General features: G+C 69.7%; 15 protein-coding genes and 1 riboswitch. Of the genes, 7 read left to right on the top strand and 8 right to left on the bottom strand.

Features of this window, described 5'->3' with window-relative positions; translation table 11 throughout:
* Positions 1–135 precede the first annotated feature (135 nt).
* The 8 genes from gcvP to MME74_RS06040 form a co-directional block, all read right to left on the bottom strand.
* The gene (gcvP, locus tag MME74_RS06075; protein ID WP_416383342.1) at positions 136–2,982 is read right to left on the bottom strand and encodes an aminomethyl-transferring glycine dehydrogenase; all 2,847 of its coding nucleotides are present in this window, start codon (positions 2,980–2,982) and stop codon (positions 136–138) included.
* Between the two features lie 61 nt (positions 2,983–3,043).
* Positions 3,044–3,421 (bottom strand): glycine cleavage system protein GcvH, encoded by a 378-nt coding sequence (gene gcvH, locus MME74_RS06070; protein WP_267417830.1) that lies wholly within the window; start codon positions 3,419–3,421, stop codon positions 3,044–3,046.
* Positions 3,418–4,542, bottom strand: a complete 1,125-nt coding sequence (gene gcvT / locus MME74_RS06065; RefSeq protein ID WP_267417829.1) for a glycine cleavage system aminomethyltransferase GcvT — start codon at positions 4,540–4,542, stop codon at positions 3,418–3,420. The genes gcvH and gcvT overlap by 4 nt, the downstream gene beginning before the upstream one ends.
* Positions 4,543–4,775: 233 nt before the next feature.
* Positions 4,776–4,870: riboswitch (glycine riboswitch) on the bottom strand.
* Between the two features lie 149 nt (positions 4,871–5,019).
* Complete coding sequence (locus MME74_RS06060) at positions 5,020–5,895, bottom strand: ATP-binding cassette domain-containing protein (RefSeq protein ID WP_267417828.1); 876 nt, start codon at positions 5,893–5,895, stop codon at positions 5,020–5,022.
* Positions 5,892–6,743 carry an ABC transporter ATP-binding protein gene (locus MME74_RS06055; protein WP_267417827.1) on the bottom strand — a complete coding sequence of 284 codons (852 nt, stop codon included), beginning with the start codon at positions 6,741–6,743 and terminating at the stop codon, positions 5,892–5,894. The genes MME74_RS06060 and MME74_RS06055 overlap by 4 nt, the downstream gene beginning before the upstream one ends.
* Positions 6,740–7,717 carry an ABC transporter permease gene (locus tag MME74_RS06050; RefSeq protein WP_267417826.1) on the bottom strand — a complete coding sequence of 326 codons (978 nt, stop codon included), beginning with the start codon at positions 7,715–7,717 and terminating at the stop codon, positions 6,740–6,742. Before MME74_RS06050 ends, MME74_RS06055 begins: the two co-directional genes overlap by 4 nt.
* A complete protein-coding gene (locus MME74_RS06045) occupies positions 7,710–8,705 on the bottom strand; it encodes an ABC transporter permease (protein ID WP_267417825.1) in 996 nt (331 codons plus the stop codon). The genes MME74_RS06050 and MME74_RS06045 overlap by 8 nt, the downstream gene beginning before the upstream one ends.
* Positions 8,706–8,748: 43 nt before the next feature.
* The gene (locus MME74_RS06040; protein WP_267417823.1) at positions 8,749–10,440 is read right to left on the bottom strand and encodes an ABC transporter substrate-binding protein; all 1,692 of its coding nucleotides are present in this window, start codon (positions 10,438–10,440) and stop codon (positions 8,749–8,751) included.
* Between the two features lie 268 nt (positions 10,441–10,708).
* Between MME74_RS06040 and MME74_RS06035 the strand changes: the two genes are divergently transcribed.
* From MME74_RS06035 to MME74_RS06005, 7 genes are read left to right on the top strand one after another with little or no spacing between them, the layout of a single operon-like run.
* The gene (locus MME74_RS06035) at positions 10,709–11,425 is read left to right on the top strand and encodes an NUDIX hydrolase (protein WP_267417822.1); all 717 of its coding nucleotides are present in this window, start codon (positions 10,709–10,711) and stop codon (positions 11,423–11,425) included.
* Complete coding sequence (gene nadA, locus MME74_RS06030; RefSeq protein ID WP_267417821.1) at positions 11,422–12,759, top strand: quinolinate synthase NadA; 1,338 nt, start codon at positions 11,422–11,424, stop codon at positions 12,757–12,759. The genes MME74_RS06035 and nadA overlap by 4 nt, the downstream gene beginning before the upstream one ends.
* The gene (gene nadB, locus MME74_RS06025) at positions 12,756–14,309 is read left to right on the top strand and encodes an L-aspartate oxidase (protein ID WP_267417820.1); all 1,554 of its coding nucleotides are present in this window, start codon (positions 12,756–12,758) and stop codon (positions 14,307–14,309) included. Before nadA ends, nadB begins: the two co-directional genes overlap by 4 nt.
* Positions 14,309–15,160, top strand: coding sequence for a carboxylating nicotinate-nucleotide diphosphorylase (gene nadC / locus MME74_RS06020; protein ID WP_267417819.1), 852 nt, complete (start codon positions 14,309–14,311; stop codon positions 15,158–15,160). Before nadB ends, nadC begins: the two co-directional genes overlap by 1 nt.
* Before the next feature lie 5 nt (positions 15,161–15,165).
* The gene (locus tag MME74_RS06015) at positions 15,166–16,302 is read left to right on the top strand and encodes a cysteine desulfurase family protein (protein WP_267417818.1); all 1,137 of its coding nucleotides are present in this window, start codon (positions 15,166–15,168) and stop codon (positions 16,300–16,302) included.
* A 22-nt stretch (positions 16,303–16,324) separates the two neighbouring features.
* Entirely contained in the window at positions 16,325–17,272 is a 948-nt protein-coding gene (locus MME74_RS06010; RefSeq protein WP_267417817.1) for a glycosyltransferase family 2 protein, read from the top strand.
* Between the two features lie 47 nt (positions 17,273–17,319).
* On the top strand, positions 17,320–18,093 hold the full coding sequence (locus MME74_RS06005) for an SDR family NAD(P)-dependent oxidoreductase (RefSeq protein WP_267417816.1): 774 nt from the start codon (positions 17,320–17,322) through the stop codon (positions 18,091–18,093).
* Positions 18,094–18,108 lie beyond the last annotated feature (15 nt).

Below are 18,108 nucleotides of genomic sequence, written 5' to 3'. Positions count from 1 at the left end.
CCCCCGCCGTCCTCAGCTAACGAACCGTTACTGAGTGGTGACCATCCGTAACACCCGCGAAACACCGCCGAAAGCGGGACGGTGCGACGCCTCTCAACAGAAGCGCAGCACCGTCCGCTCAGATGCGCACGCAGGTCAGGCGAACGCCTCCACCGGCGGGCAGGCGCACACGAGGTTGCGGTCGCCGTAGGCCTGGTCGATGCGGCGCACCGGAGGCCAGTACTTGCCCGCCACGAGCGCGCGAACGGGGTACGCGGCCTCCTCGCGGGAGTAGGCGTGGTTCCACTCCCCCGCGATGAGCGACACCGCGGTGTGCGGTGCGTGCACCAGGGGGTTGTCGTCCGCGGGCCAGCGCCCGGCGGCCACGGCCTCCGCCTCGGCCTTGATCATGACCATCGCCTCGATGAAGCGCTCGATCTCGTCGAGGTCCTCGGACTCGGTCGGCTCGACCATCAGGGTCCCCGCGACGGGGAACGACATGGTCGGCGCGTGGAAGCCGTAGTCGATGAGCCGCTTGGCGACGTCGTCGACCGTGATGCCGGTGGCCTCCTTGAGCGGGCGGAGGTCGAGGATGCACTCGTGCGCCACGCGGCCGTTCTCGCCGGTGTACAGCACCGGGAAGTGGCCGCCGAGGCGCTCGGCGATGTAATTCGCGGAGAGCACGGCCGCGGCCGTGGCGCGGCGCAGACCGTCGGCACCCATCATGCGCACGTACGCCCAGGAGATCGGCAGGATGCCCGCGGAGCCGTACGGCGCCGCCGAGATGACGCCGCCCTCGAACGTGAAGCCGCCGAAGTGCTCGGCGCGCTGCGCGAGCGGGTGCGACGGCAGGAACGGTGCGAGGTGGGACTTGGCCGCCACCGGACCGATACCGGGGCCACCGCCACCGTGCGGGATCGCGAACGTCTTGTGGAGGTTCAGGTGCGAGACGTCGCCGCCGAGGTCCCCGAAGCGCGCGTAGCCGAGCAGGGCGTTGAGGTTCGCGCCGTCGACGTAGACCTGCCCGCCCGCGTCGTGCACGGCGGCGGTGATCTCGACGACCTGCTCCTCGTACACACCGTGCGTCGACGGGTAGGTGATCATCAGGGCCGAGAGCTCGTCCGCGTGCTGGGCGATCTTCGCGCGCAGGTCGTCGAGGTCGACGTTGCCGAGCTCGTCGGTCGCCACGACGACGACCTTCATGCCGGCGAGCACGGCCGACGCCGCGTTCGTGCCGTGCGCCGACGACGGGATGAGGCACACCGTGCGGTGCTGATCGCCGTTCGCGTGGTGATAGCCCCGGATCGCGAGCAGACCTGCCAGCTCGCCCTGCGAACCGGCGTTCGGCTGCAGCGAGACGGCGTCGTAGCCCGTGACCTCGGCGAGCCAGCCCTCGAGCTGCTCGATGAGCTCGAGGTAGCCCTGCACGTCCGACGCGGGAGCGAACGGGTGGATGCCCGCGAACTCGGGCCACGTGATCGCTGCCATCTCGGTGGCGGCGTTGAGCTTCATCGTGCACGAGCCCAGCGGGATCATGCCGCGGTCGAGCGCGTAGTCGCGGTCGGAGAGGCTCTTCAGGTACCGCATCATGGCGGTCTCGCTGCGGTGGGCGTGGAACACGGGGTGCGTGAGGTACTCATCCTGACGCCGCAGCTCGTCGGGGAGCGCCCGCAGCTTCTCGTTGCCGAAGAGTCCGAACGCCCGCTCGTTCTTGCCGCCGAAGACCATCGCGACCTGGTGCAGCTCGCCGAGCGTCGTGGTCTCGTCGACCGCGATGCCGACCGTGTCGGCGTCCGCGACGTGCAGCAGGATGCCGTAGCCGTCGTGGGCCTGTGCGGCGTACTCGGCCGCACGTCCGGGAACGCGCACCTGCAGGGTGTCGAAGAACTCCGCGTGCACGACCTCGGCGCCGGACTCGACCAGCCAGTCGCGCAGCAGGGCGGCCTTCGCGGTGGTCTGGGTCGCGATCTCGCGCAGCCCGTCGGGGCCGTGGTACACCGCGTACATCGACGCCATGACCGCGAGCAGCACCTGAGCGGTGCAGATGTTCGAGGTGGCCTTCTCGCGACGGATGTGCTGCTCGCGCGTCTGCAGCGACAGCCGGTACGCGGGCTTGCCGTCGGCGTCCACCGAGACTCCGACGAGGCGCCCGGGGAGCTGGCGCTCCAGTCCCGAGCGGACGGCCATGTAACCGGCGTGCGGGCCGCCGAAGCCCATCGGCACACCGAAGCGCTGGGTCGTGCCCACCGCCACGTCCGCGCCGAGGGAGCCGGGCGACGAGATCAGCGTGAGGGCGAGGAGGTCGGCCGCGGCCACGGCGAGACCGCCTGCGAGGTGCACGGCGTCGAAGACCGCGGACGGATCCCACACACGGCCGGACGCGCCGGGGTACTGGACGAAGACGCCGAACAGGTCGGCGGGAAGCTCCTCCCCCGCGGCGAAGTCGACGGAGACGACCTGGATGCCGAGGGCCTCCGCGCGGGTCGCGAGCATCGCCTTGGTCTGCGGAAGGGCATCCGCATCCATCGCGAACACGTTCGAGGACGACTTCGACGCGCGCCGGGTCAGCAGCATCGCCTCGACGACGGCGGTGGACTCGTCGAGCATGGAGGCGTTGGCCGTGGTGAGCCCGGTGAGCTCGGCGACCATCGTCTGGAAGTTGATGAGCGCCTCCAGGCGCCCCTGGGAGATCTCCGGCTGGTACGGGGTGTAGGCCGTGTACCACGAGGGGTTCTCCAGCACGTTGCGCTGGATCACCTGCGGGGTGATGGTGCCGTAGTACCCCAGGCCGATCATCGGGCGGTTCACCGTGTTGCGCGAGGCGAGGGTCCGCAGCTCGGCGAGAGCCTCGGTCTCGCTCGCCGCGGCGGGGATGCGCGACGATGCCGCGTCGGACGACGGGCCGGTGTAGATCGATGCCGGCACCGCCTGACGCATGAGTGCCTCGATCGGGCTGAGCGCGTCGTCGGCTCCGGTGGCGTCGAGACCGAGGGCGCCGAGCATCGCGTGCTGCGCGGCGTCCGTGGGTCCGATGTGACGATCGGCGAAAGTGACCACGGGTGGATCAGCCCTCCGTGAGTGCGACGTAGGCGTCGCGATCGAGAAGTCCGTCCAGCGCACCGGCCGCGACCGAGACCTTGAGCAGCCAGCCGCCCTCGAACGGCGCCGCGTTCACGAGCGACGGGTCGTCGACCGCGGCGTCGTTGATCGCGACGACGGTGCCGGAGACCGGGGCGTACAGCTCGCCGACCGACTTGGTCGACTCGATCTCGCCGACGACGGAGCCGGCGGTGACCTCGGTGCCGACGGCGGGGAGCTCGACGAACACGACGTCGCCCAGCTTCTCTGCGGCGTAGTCGGTGATGCCGATGGTCACGGTGTCGCCGTCAGCGGCGATCCACTCGTGCTCTTCGGTGTAGCTGAGGGCGGCGAGATCGGTCATTTGGTCCTCCGGTAGAAAGGCAGGGCGGTCACGGTCGCGGGGATCCTGGTCCCCCGCACATCAAGGAATACTGCGGTTCCCTCCTCAGCGGAAGAAGGGTGCACGTAGGCCATCGCGATCGGATGGCCGAGAGTCGGGCTGAGGGCGCCGCTGGTGATCTCACCGAGGGGCTCGCCGTCCTCGTCGACGACGGCGTATCCCGCGCGTCCGGCGCGCTTGCCCTCGGCGACCAGCCCGATCAGGACCGGGGCTTCGGCGGCGGCGGCAGACTCCTCCGCGGCGGCGAGAGCCTCCTTGCCGACGAAGCGCTCCTTGGCCGTCACGACGACGCGCCCGAGCCCGGCCTGCGCCGGACGGGTGTCGAGGCTCAGCTCATGGCCGTACAGCGGCATGCCCGCCTCGAGGCGAAGCGTGTCGCGGGCCGCGAGACCGGCCGGAACGAGGCCATGGGCGTCGCCGGCGGCGAGCAGTGCATCCCAGAGCCGGGCGGCGTCGTCGGCCGCGACGAGCAGCTCGAAGCCGTCTTCACCGGTGTAGCCGGTGCGAGCGAGGAGCAGCGGCCTGCCCTCGTAGTTCGCGGATGCCCAGGCGTAGTACTTCTGCTCGGCCCAGGGGACGCTCACGTCGGTGATCGCGTCGGTCGCCGCGAGGATGGCCTCGGCCTGCGGCCCCTGCACGGCGATGAGCGCGTAGTCGTCGGAGACGTCCTGCACGGCGACGTCGAACCCGTCGGTGCGTGCGGACAGCGCGGCCGAGACCGCCTCGCGGTTGCCCGCGTTGGAGATGATGAGGAAGTCGTCGTCCTGCAGGCGGTAGACGATCACGTCGTCGATGATTCCGCCGGACTCGGCGAGCAGGAGCGAGTACTTCGCCTTGCCGACCGCCAGGGCCGAGAGACGGCCGGCCAGCGCGAAGTCGAGGAAGGCACCGGCGCCCTCACCGCGGACCGTGAACTCGGCCATGTGCGAGATGTCGAAGATGCCGGCGCTCTGACGCACGGCATGGTGCTCGGCGAGGTCGGACGTGTAGCGCACCGGCATCTGCCAGCCGCCGAAATCGGTGAACGACGCGCCGAGCGCCTCATGGCGTTCGCGCAGCGGGGTGTAGCGAGGGTCGGACATGGAGTTCTCCCGGGCTGTGGCGGGTGGAAACGGCGGCATCGCCGCTCCTCGGAACTCCCCCTCTGTCATGGGCCTGAGAGCTTCGCCCGTGCACGGAGGCGGGGCTTTCACCGTCGGCGGATCACGAACGTGGAGACTCGCAGAACTCGTCTCACCGGGTTTCGACCCGGTCGCCGGAGCGACCGTGCCCAACCCGACTTCTTGCTTCGCTCGAAATCGCTTTTCAGAGTGGCCGGAACCGCGCGGTACGCGTACCTGAGAGATTGGCGGGGAGGCTTGCTCCTTCGGTGCCCGGCTGCGTTCGCCGGGGCTCTCCCGCGTGGGTCATTCGGCCTGTCTTCAGTTGTGGCTTCAGTCTAGCGGGTGCCCTCCCCGCTCCCGAGTCCTGCCCCGCACGACGAAGCTCCCGTCGTCCTTCCTGCCGCGGCGGTGATGCACGGACGGCCGGAAGGACGACGGGAGCGAAGAGACGGACCCTCAGTGGGTGAGGCCGAGTTCGTTGCGGACTTCGTCGCGGAGGCGGCCGAGGTTGTCGGGCTCCGGGGCGGCGCCGAGGAGGGTCTTGGTGTACTCGTGTTGCGGGTTCAGGATGACCTCGTCCGCGGGACCCCGCTCCACGACATCACCCTTGTAGAGCACCATGATCTCATCGGAGAAATGCCGGGCCGTGGCCAGATCATGCGTGATGTACAACACGCCCAGGTTCTCCTCGCGTTGCAGGTCCGCGAGCAGGTTCAACACCCCCAACCGGATCGACACGTCCAACATCGATACCGGTTCGTCGGCGACGATGAACCGTGCCCCCGGCGCGAGGGCCCGGGCGATCGCGACACGCTGCCGCTGCCCGCCCGACAACTCGTGCGGGCGCCGCTCCGCGAACGACTCCCCCGGACTCAACCGCACCCGCTCCAGCAACTCGATCGCACGCTCACGCACCTGGGCACGCGACAGCTCCGGGTGGTGCAGACGGATCGGACGCTCCAGGTGATGCACGATCGTGTGGAACGGGTTCAACGACGCGAACGGGTCCTGGAACACCATCTGCACATCCGCGCGATACGCCTCCAACGCCCGCCCCCGCACCCCGGACGCCTTCCCGTCCAACAGGATCTCCCCACTGGTCGGGGTCTCCAACTTCATCAACATCCGCGCGATCGTCGACTTCCCCGACCCCGACTCCCCCACCAACGCGACCGTCTTCCCCGCCTCGATCGTGAACGACACATCCTTCACCGCATGCAGGACACTGGTGCGGAAACCGGAACGCAGATGGAAATCCTTCACCAGATTCCGCGCCTCCAACCGCGCCGTCCCCGGCGTCGCGTTGGCCCCGGTCGTGGTGTTCGCGTTCATCGGACGCCCTCCTGGCTCACACCGGTACGCACGAAGTCGCCCCGCTCCCCCTTCAACGACGGGAAACTCGACAACAACCGCCGCGTGTACTCGTGCTGCGGAGACCGGTAGATCTCCTCCGCCGTGCCCTCCTCCACGATCTGCCCCTGCAACATGATCGCGATCCGATCACTGATCTCGATCAACATCGGCAAATCATGCGTGATGAAGATCACCGCGAACCCCAACTTCTCCCGCAACCGCATGATCTCCCGGATGATGCCCCGCTGCACCACCACATCCAACGCCGTCGTCGGCTCATCCATGATCATCACCTGCGGATCCAACGCCAGAGCCATCGCGATCATCATCCGCTGCCGCATCCCACCCGACAACTCATGCGGGAAACTCGACAGACGATTCGGGTCCACCCCCACCAGCGTCAGCAACTCCTCCGCCCGCGCCGTCTTCGCCTTCTTGCTCATGCCCGGGCGGTGCGTGTCGAAGATGTCGAAGATCTGCGCCTTGACACTGATCACCGGGTTCAACGAGTTCATCGCCCCCTGGAACACCATCGAGATCTTGTCCCACCGGAACGCCCGCAAACCCTCCCCATCCAGACCCACGATGTCGATGTCCTGACCATTCCGGTCATGGAACACGATCTCCCCACCCGTCATCAACGCCGGAGCCTTCAACAACCGGTTCATCCCATACGCCAGAGTCGTCTTCCCACACCCCGACTCCCCCGCCAACCCCAGAATCTCCCCACGATTCAACGTCAACGACACATCCCGCACCGCCCGCACCGGCGGATCCACCTCATACTCGATCGACACATTCCGCGCCGTCAGGACCGGCTCGCTCATGCGGTGACTCCCTTGGTCTTGGCGGCCTTGCGCACGCGGCGCGCGGCTTCCGGCGCATTGCGCAGCTTCGGGTTGATGACCTCGTCGATCGCGAAGTTGATCAGCGAGAGTCCCGCACCCAGGACGGCGATCATGAGCCCCGGCGGTACGAACCACCACCACGCCCCACGACCGAGCGCCTGTCCGGACTGCGCGTCGTTCAGGATCGACCCCCAGGTGATCGACGAGTTCGGCCCGAGCCCCAGGTACGACAGGCCGGCTTCGCCGAGGATCGCGAAGATGATCGCGAACAGGAACTGCGCCGTGAGCAGGGGAAGGAGGTTCGGCATGATCTCGACGAGGATCACGCGGAACGACCGTTCCCCCGCGACCTTCGACGCGTACACGTAGTCCCTCGTGCGCAGGGACCGCGTCTGCAGCCTCAGCACATAGGCGGCACCGGCCCACGACGTGATGCCGAGGACGAAGGCGACGAGCTGCCAGCTGCGCTGCGGCACGAACGAGGCGATCACCATCACGAGCGGAAGGCCCGGGATCACGATCATCACGTTGGTGAGGAGGGCGAGGCCGTCTTCGCGCCAGCCGCCCAGGTACCCGGCGAGCACGCCGAACAGGAGGGACAGCACGATGGCGATGCCACCGGCTGTCACGCCGATGAGCAGAGAACCCTGAGCGCCGATGGCCAGCTGGGCGAACATGTCGTTGCCGAGCTTGGTCGTCCCCAGCCAGTGCTCTGCCGAGGGCGGCTGGAGCGCGGGGTTGGCGGTGCTGCGCGGGTTCTGCGAGAAGATCGGCGCGATGATCGCGAACAGCACGATGGCGAGGACCAGGATCACGCCGACGATGAACTTCGGCGAGGCGCTGGGAAGGACGCGGCGACGCTTGCGTCCCTGCTGAGTGGCCAGCGAGATGGTGCTGGCCGGCGACGTTGTCGGGGGTTCCTGGGTCAGGAGCGGGTTCTTCGTGTCAGACATTCTGGCGCGCCCTCGGGTCGATGAAGCCATAGACGAGGTCCATGATGAAGTTGGCGGCGAGCACCGTGAGCGTGATGACGAGGAACAGGCCCTGCATCAGCGCATAGTCGTTGTTGGTGACGGCCTGGAACATCAGCTTGCCGATGCCCGGGTAGGTGAACACCTGCTCCATCACGATGGACCCGGCGACGACGAACCCCAGGGTGATCGAGAAGCCCGCGATCGAGGGGATGGCGGCGTTGCGGGCCGCGTACGTCGTCATGATGCGGCGCGGACGGAGCCCCTTCGCCTCGGCCGTGAGGACGTAGTCCTCGGCGAGCGTGGAGACCATCATGTTGCGCATGCCGAACATCCAGCCGCCGACCGAGCTGATCACGATGGTCAGCGCCGGGAGGATGGCGTGCGCCACCGCGTCGGTGAAGAACGCCCAGGTCGGCTCGGGGCCGTCCGGGTAGTCGAAGATGTCGTAGCCGCCGAAGATCGGGAACCAGCCCAGTCCCACGGCGAACACGGCCACCAGGATCAGTGCCATCCAGAAGTACGGGATCGACTGCAGCACGGTGGTCGCGGGGATCAGGTGGTCGACCCAGGTCCCGCGCTTCCACCCCGCCCAGGCGCCGAGGACGACGCCGAGGACGAAGGAGATGACGGTCGCGGTGCCGACGAGGACGAGCGTCCACGGCAGCGCCCCCGCGATCAGTTCCGTCACCGGCGTGGGGAACTTGGTGACCGACACTCCGAGGTCGCCCTGGAACATCCGCCCCCAGTAGGAGAGGTACTGCTCCCAGAGGGACGAGTCGTCACCGCCGAGCAGCAGCTTGATGTTGCGGATCGTGGTCTCGGAGACCTCACCGCCCGCCCGCTGCAGCTTGGCGATCATGATGTCGGCCGGGTCGCCCGGCATGAGCCGGGGAAGAAGGAAGTTGATGGAGATCGCGGCCCAGAGCGTGAACGCGTAGAACCCGATTCTTCGTGCATAGAACTTCATGTCACTGTTTTCCTGACTTCCTTCTTCCCCGACTCCTCTCTGATTACTTGGCCGGCTGCAGCTGCGTCAGGATGTAACCTGCCGCGATCGCACCCCAGGACGGCGGGAAGGCGTAGAGGTTGTCCTCGGTCGGCCAGCCCGTGTAGTCCTTCGTGTTGTAGAAGGTCTGCGTCGCGTTGATGACGAGCGGGATGTAGGGCAGGTCACGCACGATCTCGGTCTGGATCGTGGCGTACAGCTCCTTCTTCGTCGCCTCGTCGTTCGTGCTGATCGCCGACTGGATCGCAGCGTCGACCTTCGGGTTGTTGTAGCGGCTGAAGTTCCAGCGCGTCGCCGGGATCTCCTTGCCGACCGGGCCGGTCGAGCCGACCTCGGTGCCACCGAACCAGTCACGGTAGATCTGGAACGGGTCGGCGACAGACGTGCCGATGACACCGCCGACGATCAGCTGGTAGTTGCCACCCTGGCGAGCGTCCGAGAACTCCTGCCACTGCACGGTCGAAGCCGTGACCTTGATGCCGGCCGCCTCGGCCTGCTCGGCGATCAGCTTCGCGGCGTCGTTGTAGTCGGTCCAGCCGTCGACCGAGATCAGGCTGAGCTCGACGGGCACGCCGTCCTTCTCGTAGATGCCGCTCGAACCCTTGGTGTAACCGGCGGCCTCGAGGATGGAGCCTGCCTCGGCCACATTGGCCTCCTGCGGGCTGACCTCGTTGGCCGGGTCCGCGACCCACTTCTCGTCACGGGGCAGCAGAGCGAACGTCGGCGAGATGTCGCCGGTGAGACCGACGAACGCCTTGTCCTTGATGGTGGCGCGGTCGATCGCGACGTTGAGCGCCTGACGCACGGCGACGTCGGTCTGCGGACCGGTGCAGCCGAGGTCGGCGTTCGAGCAGGTGTAGAGCACCGTCGGGTCCTGCGGCGTGTTGATCCAGTCGATCTTCCCGTTGGAGGTCACGTCGTCCGGGTTCGGGATGAACATTCCCGTCCAGTCGAGCTTGCCGGCGGCGAGCAGGTCCTGAGCGGTCTGGTTGTTGTCGACCGCGATGTACTGGACCTTCTTGACACCGAGCTTGTCGGCGTCGCGGAAGTTCTTGTTCGCGACGAGGGTGTAGGACTCGCTCGTGGTCTTGTCGACGACGTAGGCGCCGGAGCCCACCGGGTCCTCGTTCGCGAAGTTCGCGAAGTCGGTGATGTCCGCCCAGACGTGCTCCGGGAGGATGTAGGTCGAGCCGAGACGCTGGAACTCGGTCGTGTACTGCGCCGACGAGTAGGTCAGCACGACGGTGGTGTCGTCGGTCGCCTCCGCGGAGACGAGACCGTTGCCCTCGGGGTTGTTGCCCTCGTACTCGAAGGAGAAGACGACGTCCTTCGCGGTGAGCGGCTTGCCGTCGCTCCACTTGAGGTCGGGCTTGATGGTGACGGTGATCACCGTGCCGTCCTCGTTGTACTCGAACTTGTCGCCGATCAGGCCGACAGGCTCGGAGTCCGCGGTCTTGTTGTAGAAGAACAGCGGCTCGTAGATCGGACCGAGCGCGCCGTGGAGCACGGTCGGTGCGAACGGGTTGTAGTTCGCGGTGATCGGGGTCTGGCTACCGGCCCACACACGAAGTGCCCGGTCGCTGTCGGCGTTGCCGCCGTCGCCACCACCCGAGCCACAGGCGGTGAGGCCCAGCGCGAGGACGGAAGCCCCCGCGACCGCGGTGAGCGCGAGCTTGCGCTTTCCGTTACGGATCATTTCTCTTGTTTCCTCTCGGTGCTGCACTGCAGGAGGGATCGCTCCGGATGGAGCGGAACCCCGGTGTCGGGGTTCGCGGCCCCGGAAGGCGACCGGTCGGCCACCGTGAAGGGGTTTGTTAGGACAGTAACCTAACAAACCCTGCACCGGTGGACAAGCTTCCTCGCGCCCCGCAGATAACGTTTCGGACTCGGCAGGAATACGCGTCATATGCGCGCACTAAGAGTCTCGATGACACTAAGATCGGACGCAGGAGGTTAAAGTCCCCATGACTCGAAGCAGTGCGATCCGCGTCGCCGTCTCGACCGTCATCCTCACGCTGCGGCGCACCGAGGACGGACGGGCCGTGCTCGCGCTGCCGCTCGTCCTGCGCACGCGCGAGCCCTTCGCGCAGCAGTGGGCGCTTCCCGGGGGCTGGCTCACGGTCGCCGAGTCGCCCGTCGACGCGGCAGCGCGCACCCTGGCCGAGACCACCGGACTCGCGCCGAGCTATCTGGAGCAGCTCTACGCCTTCGGCGCCGTCGACCGCTCCCCCACCCGGGTCGTGTCGATCGTGTACTGGGCGCTGCTCCGGCAGGACGACGTGACCGCGCAGATCGCCGCGCACCAGGCCTCCGGCCGCGCCCCGGAGAACGTGCAATGGTTCGACGTCGACCAGCTCCCGCCGCTGGCCTTCGATCACGCCGAGATCGTCGAGTACGCCCTCTGGCGGCTGCGCAACAAGGTCGGCTACAGCCGCGTGGCGCAGGGCTTCCTCCCCGAGGAGTTCACCCTCGCCGAGCTGCGCGAAGCGTACGAGTCGATCCTCGGCCGGACCCTCGACCCCGCCAACTTCCGTCGTCAGGTGGAAGCCGCCGGCAACCTGCTCCCCACCGATCGCTTCCGCACCGGGAGCCACCGTCCCGCACGTCTGTACCGCGACAACACCGACATCGAGCTGGCCGATCGCGGCCCCCTCGGCCCCGAAGAAACGAGCACCCGATGAGCATCACCTTCGTACCCGCTCCCGCCGTTCCCCCGCTGGACGCCTCGGTGGACCACGCGATCCAGGCGATCGTCTCCGGCGCATCGACCGACGCGACCTGTACCACCGACCTCGCGGTCGGGCCCTGGGACTTCGACACCCGACCGGGATACGGACCCGGCTCGTCGATGGGCGACGTCATCCCGACCGGGGCGCCGCGCCAGGGCGAACTGCCCGCCGCGTACCGGGAGGCGTCCGAAGCGGACCTCGATCGTCGCATCCGTGCGGCGAAGGCGACCCTCGGCGACCGGGTCGTGATCCTCGGGCACTTCTACCAGCGCGAGGAGGTCGTGCAGCACGCCGACTACGTGGGCGACTCGTTCCAGCTCGCCACCGCGGCGAAGGGCCGCGCCGACGCCGAAGCCATCGTGTTCTGCGGCGTGCACTTCATGGCCGAGACCGCCGATCTGCTCTCGCGGCCCGAGCAGGCCGTGATCCTGCCGAACCTCGCCGCCGGCTGCTCGATGGCCGACATGGCCGACATCGACCAGGTCGAGGAGTGCTGGGAGCAGCTGGAGGAGGTCTTCGGCGACCTCGAGGTCACCGATGCCGACGGGCGCGTGCCCGTGATCCCCGTGACCTACATGAACTCCTCCGCAGCGATCAAGGGCTTCGTCGGACGGCACGGCGGGATCGTGTGCACCTCCTCCAACGCCGAGACGGTTCTCGAGTGGGCCTTCGAGCGCGGACGACGGGTGCTGTTCTTCCCGGACCAGCACCTCGGCCGCAACACCGCCAAGGCCATGGGAGTCCCCCTCGAGCAGATGCCGATGTGGAACCCGCGGCGAGCGCTGGGCGGATCCTCGGCCGACGAACTCCTCGACTCCCGCGTGATCCTGTGGCACGGATTCTGCTCGGTGCACCGCCGCTTCACAGTGGGTCAGATCGACCAGGCCCGGGCCGAGCACCCGGGCGTGCGGGTGATCGTGCACCCGGAATGCCCGATGGAGGTCGTCGACGCCGCGGACGAGGCGGGCTCGACCGAGTACATCCGCCGCGCGATCGACGCCGCCACGGAGCCGACGACCTTCGCGATCGGCACCGAGATCAACCTCGTGCGCCGACTCGCCGCGCAGTACCCGCAGCACGAGATCTTCTGCCTCGACCCCGTCGTGTGCCCCTGCTCGACGATGTACCGCATCCACCCCGGCTACCTCGCCTGGGTCCTGGAGGAGCTGGTCGCGGGCCGCACCCCGAACCGCATCACGGTCACCGGGGACGTCGCCGACCCCGCGCGCGTGGCGCTGGAGCGGATGCTCGCGGCGAAGCCCCCGGTGGTCGCGGGCGCGCGATGAACGTCGTCGTCGTCGGCTCGGGCATCGCGGGGCTCACCGCGGCCCTCCGTGCGCACGAAGCCGGTCACCGGGTGACGCTCGCGACCAAGGGCGTGCTCGGCGACGGCTGCACCGGACTCGCGCAGGGCGGTGTGGCGGGGATCTACGGCCCCGGCGACTCGGCGGCGCAGCACGCGGCCGACACGATGGACGCCGGCGCGGGACTCTCCGATCCCGCGGCCGTGCGCGTGCTCGTCACCGAGGGTGCCGAGCGGATCGCCGAGCTCATCGCCCGCGGCGTCGCCTTCGACAGGACGACGGACGGTGCGCTGGAGCTGGGGCGTGAGGCGGCGCACCAGCACGCCCGTATCGTGCACGCCGGCGGCGACGCCACCGGAGCCGCGATCTCGGCCGCGCTCATCGCCGCCGTGGGGAAGACCTCCATCGCCGTCGTCGAGCGCGCGCTGCTCACCGACCTCCTCCTGACGTCGGGAGCGGCCCGCGGCGTCCGGCTGCTGATCGACGGCACGTCGACCGAGCTCGCGGCCGAAGCCGTGATCCTCGCGACCGGCGGCGCCGGTCACCTCTACGCCCACACGACGAACCCGGACGGCGCCACCGGTGACGGCATCGCCGTGGCACTGCGCGCGGGCGCGGCGGTCGCCGACCTCGAGTTCGTGCAGTTCCATCCGACGGTCCTGGCGGCCGGTCCCGCGTTCCTCATCTCCGAGGCCGTGCGGGGCGAGGGCGCCACCCTGATCGACGACGACGGGCGCCGCTTCACGTTCGACAGCCATCCCGACGGCGAACTCGCCCCACGGGACGTGGTGTCGCGGGCGATCGCTCGTCAGGCGGCGGCCCAGGGCGCTCCCGTGCGACTGGATGCGACGGGCCTGGGAGCTGCCGCACTGAGCCGCCGGTTCCCCACCATCGACCGCGTCACGCGTGAACGGGGATTCGACTGGTCTCGCGAGCCGATCCCCGTGACCCCGGCCGCGCACTATCTGATGGGCGGCGTCGTCACCGACCTCGACGGCCGCACCACCGTACCGGGGCTCTTCGCCGTCGGCGAGGTCGCGCGCACGGGCGTGCACGGGGCCAACCGCCTGGCGTCGAACTCGCTGCTCGAGGGCGCGGTGTTCGGGGCCCGTGCCGCGGCCGCCTTGACGACGGATCGTTTCGTCCCGCTTCGCTCGCTCAACGACCGGGGGGCCGCGGGATCGGTGCCGTGTCCGGTCGTCGAGCGAGGAGCGCAGCGACGAGACGAAACGCACCCCGCGTTCACCCGCGCCGCCCTGCAGCAGCTCATGTGGGACGAGGTCGGACTGCTGCGGACCGGCACCGGCCTCGCGCACGCTCTGGAGACCGTGCGCGCCTGGGCCGCCGCCGCTCCCGCGCCGACCGGCGTCGCCGAGCACGAGGACGCCAACCTGCTGCTGCTCGCCGAGGTCACCGCCGACGCGGCGCTGCGCCGCACGACGTCGGTCGGCGCGCATCATCGCGTCGATGCCCCCGAGGCCCGGACCACCACCACGACACGCCCCCGTACCGCGATCCTGGAGACCGTCTGATGCTCACCCGCGCCACCCTCACCCGCGTCGTCGGAGCCGCCCTCGAGGAGGATGCCCCCTGGGGAGACCTGACCAGCACCACGCTCCTCCCGGCGGAGGCCACGGCCACCGCCGACCTCGTCGCCCGCGAGCCCGGGGTCTTCAGCGGTGGTGACGTCTTCACCGCCGCGTTCACCCTGACGGACCCGACTCTGGCGGTGGACGTCCACGTCGGGGACGGCGACGAGTTCGCTCCCGGCGACGTCCTCGCCTCCGTCTCGGGCCCGGCACGCAGCATCCTCACCGCCGAGCGGGTCGCCCTCAACTTCACGCAGCGGATGAGCGGCATCGCGACCCTCACCGCGGCCTACGTCGCCGCGATCGACGGCACCGCCGCACGCATCGCCGACACCCGGAAGACCACCCCGGGTCTGCGCGCGTTCGAACGCCACGCCGTCGAGTCCGGCGGCGCCCGCAACCACCGCTACTCGCTGTCGGATGCCGTGATGGCGAAGGACAACCATCTGGCCGTGCTCACGCGCTCGGGCCTCGACCTCGCGACGGCGCTGCGCGAGGCGCTCTCCCGCCTCCCGCACACCACGCACGTCGTCGTGGAGGTCGACCGCCTCGACCAGATCCCGGCCGTCCTCGACGGCGGCGCCCACACGGTGCTGCTCGACAACTTCTCGCTCGAGGACCTGCGCCGGGGCGTCGCGCTGATCGGCGGACGCGCGACGGTCGAGGCCTCCGGCGGGGTGAACCTCGACACGGTCGGCGACATCGCCCGCACCGGTGTCGACGTGATCTCGGTCGGGGCTCTCACACACTCGGCCCGTGCGCTCGACCTCGGCCTGGACCTGCGGATCGACTGAGCGCCGTGCTGTACCTCGACCATGCCGCCACATCCCCGGTGCGACCGGAGGTGCTCGAGGCGATGCGCCCGTACCTCACCGGAGTGTTCGGCAACCCCTCCAGCCACCACACGGCCGGGGAGGCTGCGGCGAGCGCGCTCGACGATGCCCGCGCGCGGGTCGCCCGAGTGCTGGGGATGCGGGCCGGAGACGTCGTGTTCACCGCGGGCGGCACCGAGGCGAACAACCTCGCGGTCAAGGGCATCGTGCTCGCCGCGCTCGAGGCCGGTCGGCGGCACCTCGTGGTCTCCCCGATCGAGCACGAGTCGATCCTGGAGTCCGCCGGGTATCTGCGACGCTTCCATGCGGTCGAGGTGACGCTCCTTCCCGTGGACGCGCACGGACGGATCGCACCGGACGATCTCGCCGCGGTGCTCCGGGACGACACCGCGCTGGTCTCGATCGGCCATGCCAACAACGAGATCGGCACCGTGCAGGATGTGGCCGCGCTGGCGTCGGTCGCTCGCGCCGTCCGGGTGCCTCTGCACCTGGACGCGGTGCAGTCCGCGGGGTGGCTTCCGCTGAGCGACCTCGGCGCCGATGCGGTGTCGATCGCCGGGCACAAGCTCGGGGCGCCCAAGGGCATCGGCGCGCTGGCGGTGCGCGGCCGCGTGCCCCTGGAACCGCTGCTCCACGGCGGAGGACAGGAGCGCGGACGACGGTCGGGCACCGAGAACGTGGCGGGGGCCGTGGCGCTGGCGACCGCCCTGGAGCTCGCCGAGCAGGAACGGGAGACGGTGGCCGCGCGCGTCGGGTCGGCGACGACGCGGTTCATCTCCCGGGTGCTCGCCGCCGTCCCCGAAGCCGCGCTCACGGGCGACCCCGTGCAGCGGCTGCCCGGAACCGCGAGCTTCACGTTCGCCGGCACCAGCGGGGAGGCGGTGCTGCTCGAGCTGGAGCGTCGCGGGGTCATCTCGTCGAGCGGGTCGGCATGCGCCGCCGACAGCGACGAGCCCTCCCATGTGCTGGTGGCGTGCGGCGTGCCCGCCGAGGTCGCGCAGACGTCCGTGCGATTCACCTTCGGCCGGGACCCCCTGCCCGAGGACGCTCCGGAGCGACTGGCGGCACTCGTCGCGGAATCCGTGCGCACGGCCGGGGGATGACGCGCGGCCATAGACTCGGCTGGTGACTGCCCCCGCCCCGATCGTGACGCTGATCGTCCCCGGCCGAGACATCGCCGCGTACGCTCCGGCCGCCCTCGACTCCCTGCGTGCACAGACCGAACCCCGGTGGCGTGCGATCCTCATCGACGACGGTTCGACCGACGACACGGGGGCGATCTTCGACGCGGCCGCGAGCGCCGACCGTCGCTTCACCACGATCCGCCACGAGGCGTCCCGCGGCCTGGGTGCCGCCCGCAACGTCGGCCTCGCCCGGGTCGACACCCCGTACCTCGGCTTCCTCGACGCCGACGACGAGCTGCTTCCCGATGCCCTCGCCCGTCTGACGGGGATCCTCGCCACGAGCGGAAGCGACTTCGTCGCGGGCGCCTATGTGCGCTCTCGGCTGCAGGGCGACGGATACGTCGCCGGACGCGTGCAGCCCTGGGTCGCTGCCGCGACATCGCCCGAACAGCTCGGCACGACCCTCGACGCGCACCCCCGCGCCGTCTCGAACATCGTCGCCTGGTCGAAGGTGAGCCGCACCGACTTCTGGCGCGACCTCCGCTTCCCCGAGGGCGTGGCCTACGAAGACCAGGTCGTCGCACAGCTGATGTACACGCGGGCGCGCGCCTTCGACGTGATCCCCGACGTCGTCGTCCGGTGGCGCCTCCGGGCCGAGGGCACCTCCATCACGCAGAGCAAGGCGCAGCTCCCGGTGCTGCGCGACTACCTCACGGCACTGCGCGGCGGCATCCGGGTGCTGACCGACGCGGGCGCCCGCGCCTCGGTCACCGCCCGTCTCGAGCTGATCCTCGCCATGGACGTCGCCCCGCTCCTCGACATCGCGAGCAGCCACCCCGACCCGGCGTACGCCGCCGAGGTCGACGCCTTCATCGCGGAGCTGCGGGCACTCCCCGAGTTCGCGGACGCCGTTCCCGACCCCGCCATCGCCGCCGCGCTCGCGTGGTGACCCCTGACCTCCGACGCCCGCTCCCGACCCCTGCCCCCGGTGACCGCATGAACGAATACCTCTCCTCCCTGTTCTCCCTCGACGGCCGCACCGCGGTCGTGACCGGCGGCAGCTCCGGCATCGGCCGCGGCATCGCCACCGCCCTCGCCCGCGCCGGAGCCGCGACCGTCGTCGTCGCCCGCGGCGAGGAGCGCATCCGGGAGACCGTCGACGAGCTCCAGGCACTCGGATGCCGTGTCGCCGGCGTCGTGGGAGACCTCAGCACCCGGTCGGGCATCCACGCGGTCGCCGAGGCCGCTGCAGAGCCTTTCGGCGAGCCGGACATCCTGGTGAACTCCGCGGGCATCAACATCCGCCCGCCGTTCCCGGAGATCACCGAGGACGACTGGGATGCGACGATGACGGTCAACGCCCTCGCCCCGTTCCTGCTCGGTCAGCGCTACGCGACGGGCATGGCGGAACGCGGCTACGGCAGGCTCATCCACATCAGCTCCCAGCAGGCCCACCGCGCCTTCGTCGGCAGCGGCGTCTACGGCGCCTCCAAGGGCACGGTCGAGTCGCTCATGCGCTCGGAGGCGGAGGCCTGGGGCGGCACCGGAGTGACCAGCAACACGCTCGTGCCCGGATTCGTGCTCACGCCGCTGAACGCGCGCCTGCAGGAGGACCCGGCGAAGGTCGCGGATCTCGCGGCCCGCACCATGATCGGACGCAACGGGCTGCCCAGCGACTTCGCCGGCGCCGCCGTGTTCCTCGCTGGAGCGGGCTCAGGTTACGTGACGGGGCACTCGCTGTTCGTCGACGGCGGCCTGTCGGTGCACTGAGGCCGCGCGGCCCGG

Source organism: Microbacterium oxydans (assembly GCF_026559675.1).
GTDB classification, from domain to species: domain Bacteria; phylum Actinomycetota; class Actinomycetes; order Actinomycetales; family Microbacteriaceae; genus Microbacterium; species Microbacterium oxydans_D.
Note: the sequence above shows the minus strand (reverse complement) of the source record. Positions and strands in the feature narration are given on the sequence as shown.

Bases quoted from the DNA above. Each gene is read 5' to 3' on its own strand.
- MME74_RS06055 (WP_267417827.1), bottom strand. From the start codon at position 6,743: ATGAGCGAGCCGGTCCTGACGGCGCGGAATGTGTCGATCGAGTATGAG.
- nadB (WP_267417820.1), top strand. From the start codon at position 12,756: ATGAACGTCGTCGTCGTCGGCTCGGGCATCGCGGGGCTCACCGCGGCC.
- MME74_RS06060 (WP_267417828.1), bottom strand. From the start codon at position 5,895: ATGAACGCGAACACCACGACCGGGGCCAACGCGACGCCGGGGACGGCG.
- nadC (WP_267417819.1), top strand. From the start codon at position 14,309: ATGCTCACCCGCGCCACCCTCACCCGCGTCGTCGGAGCCGCCCTCGAG.
- MME74_RS06005 (WP_267417816.1), top strand. From the start codon at position 17,320: ATGAACGAATACCTCTCCTCCCTGTTCTCCCTCGACGGCCGCACCGCG.
- MME74_RS06035 (WP_267417822.1), top strand. From the start codon at position 10,709: ATGACTCGAAGCAGTGCGATCCGCGTCGCCGTCTCGACCGTCATCCTC.
- gcvP (WP_416383342.1), bottom strand. From the start codon at position 2,982: ATGCTCGGCGCCCTCGGTCTCGACGCCACCGGAGCCGACGACGCGCTC.
- MME74_RS06050 (WP_267417826.1), bottom strand. From the start codon at position 7,717: ATGTCTGACACGAAGAACCCGCTCCTGACCCAGGAACCCCCGACAACG.
- gcvT (WP_267417829.1), bottom strand. From the start codon at position 4,542: ATGTCCGACCCTCGCTACACCCCGCTGCGCGAACGCCATGAGGCGCTC.
- MME74_RS06045 (WP_267417825.1), bottom strand. From the start codon at position 8,705: ATGAAGTTCTATGCACGAAGAATCGGGTTCTACGCGTTCACGCTCTGG.
- MME74_RS06040 (WP_267417823.1), bottom strand. From the start codon at position 10,440: ATGATCCGTAACGGAAAGCGCAAGCTCGCGCTCACCGCGGTCGCGGGG.
- gcvH (WP_267417830.1), bottom strand. From the start codon at position 3,421: ATGACCGATCTCGCCGCCCTCAGCTACACCGAAGAGCACGAGTGGATC.
- nadA (WP_267417821.1), top strand. From the start codon at position 11,422: ATGAGCATCACCTTCGTACCCGCTCCCGCCGTTCCCCCGCTGGACGCC.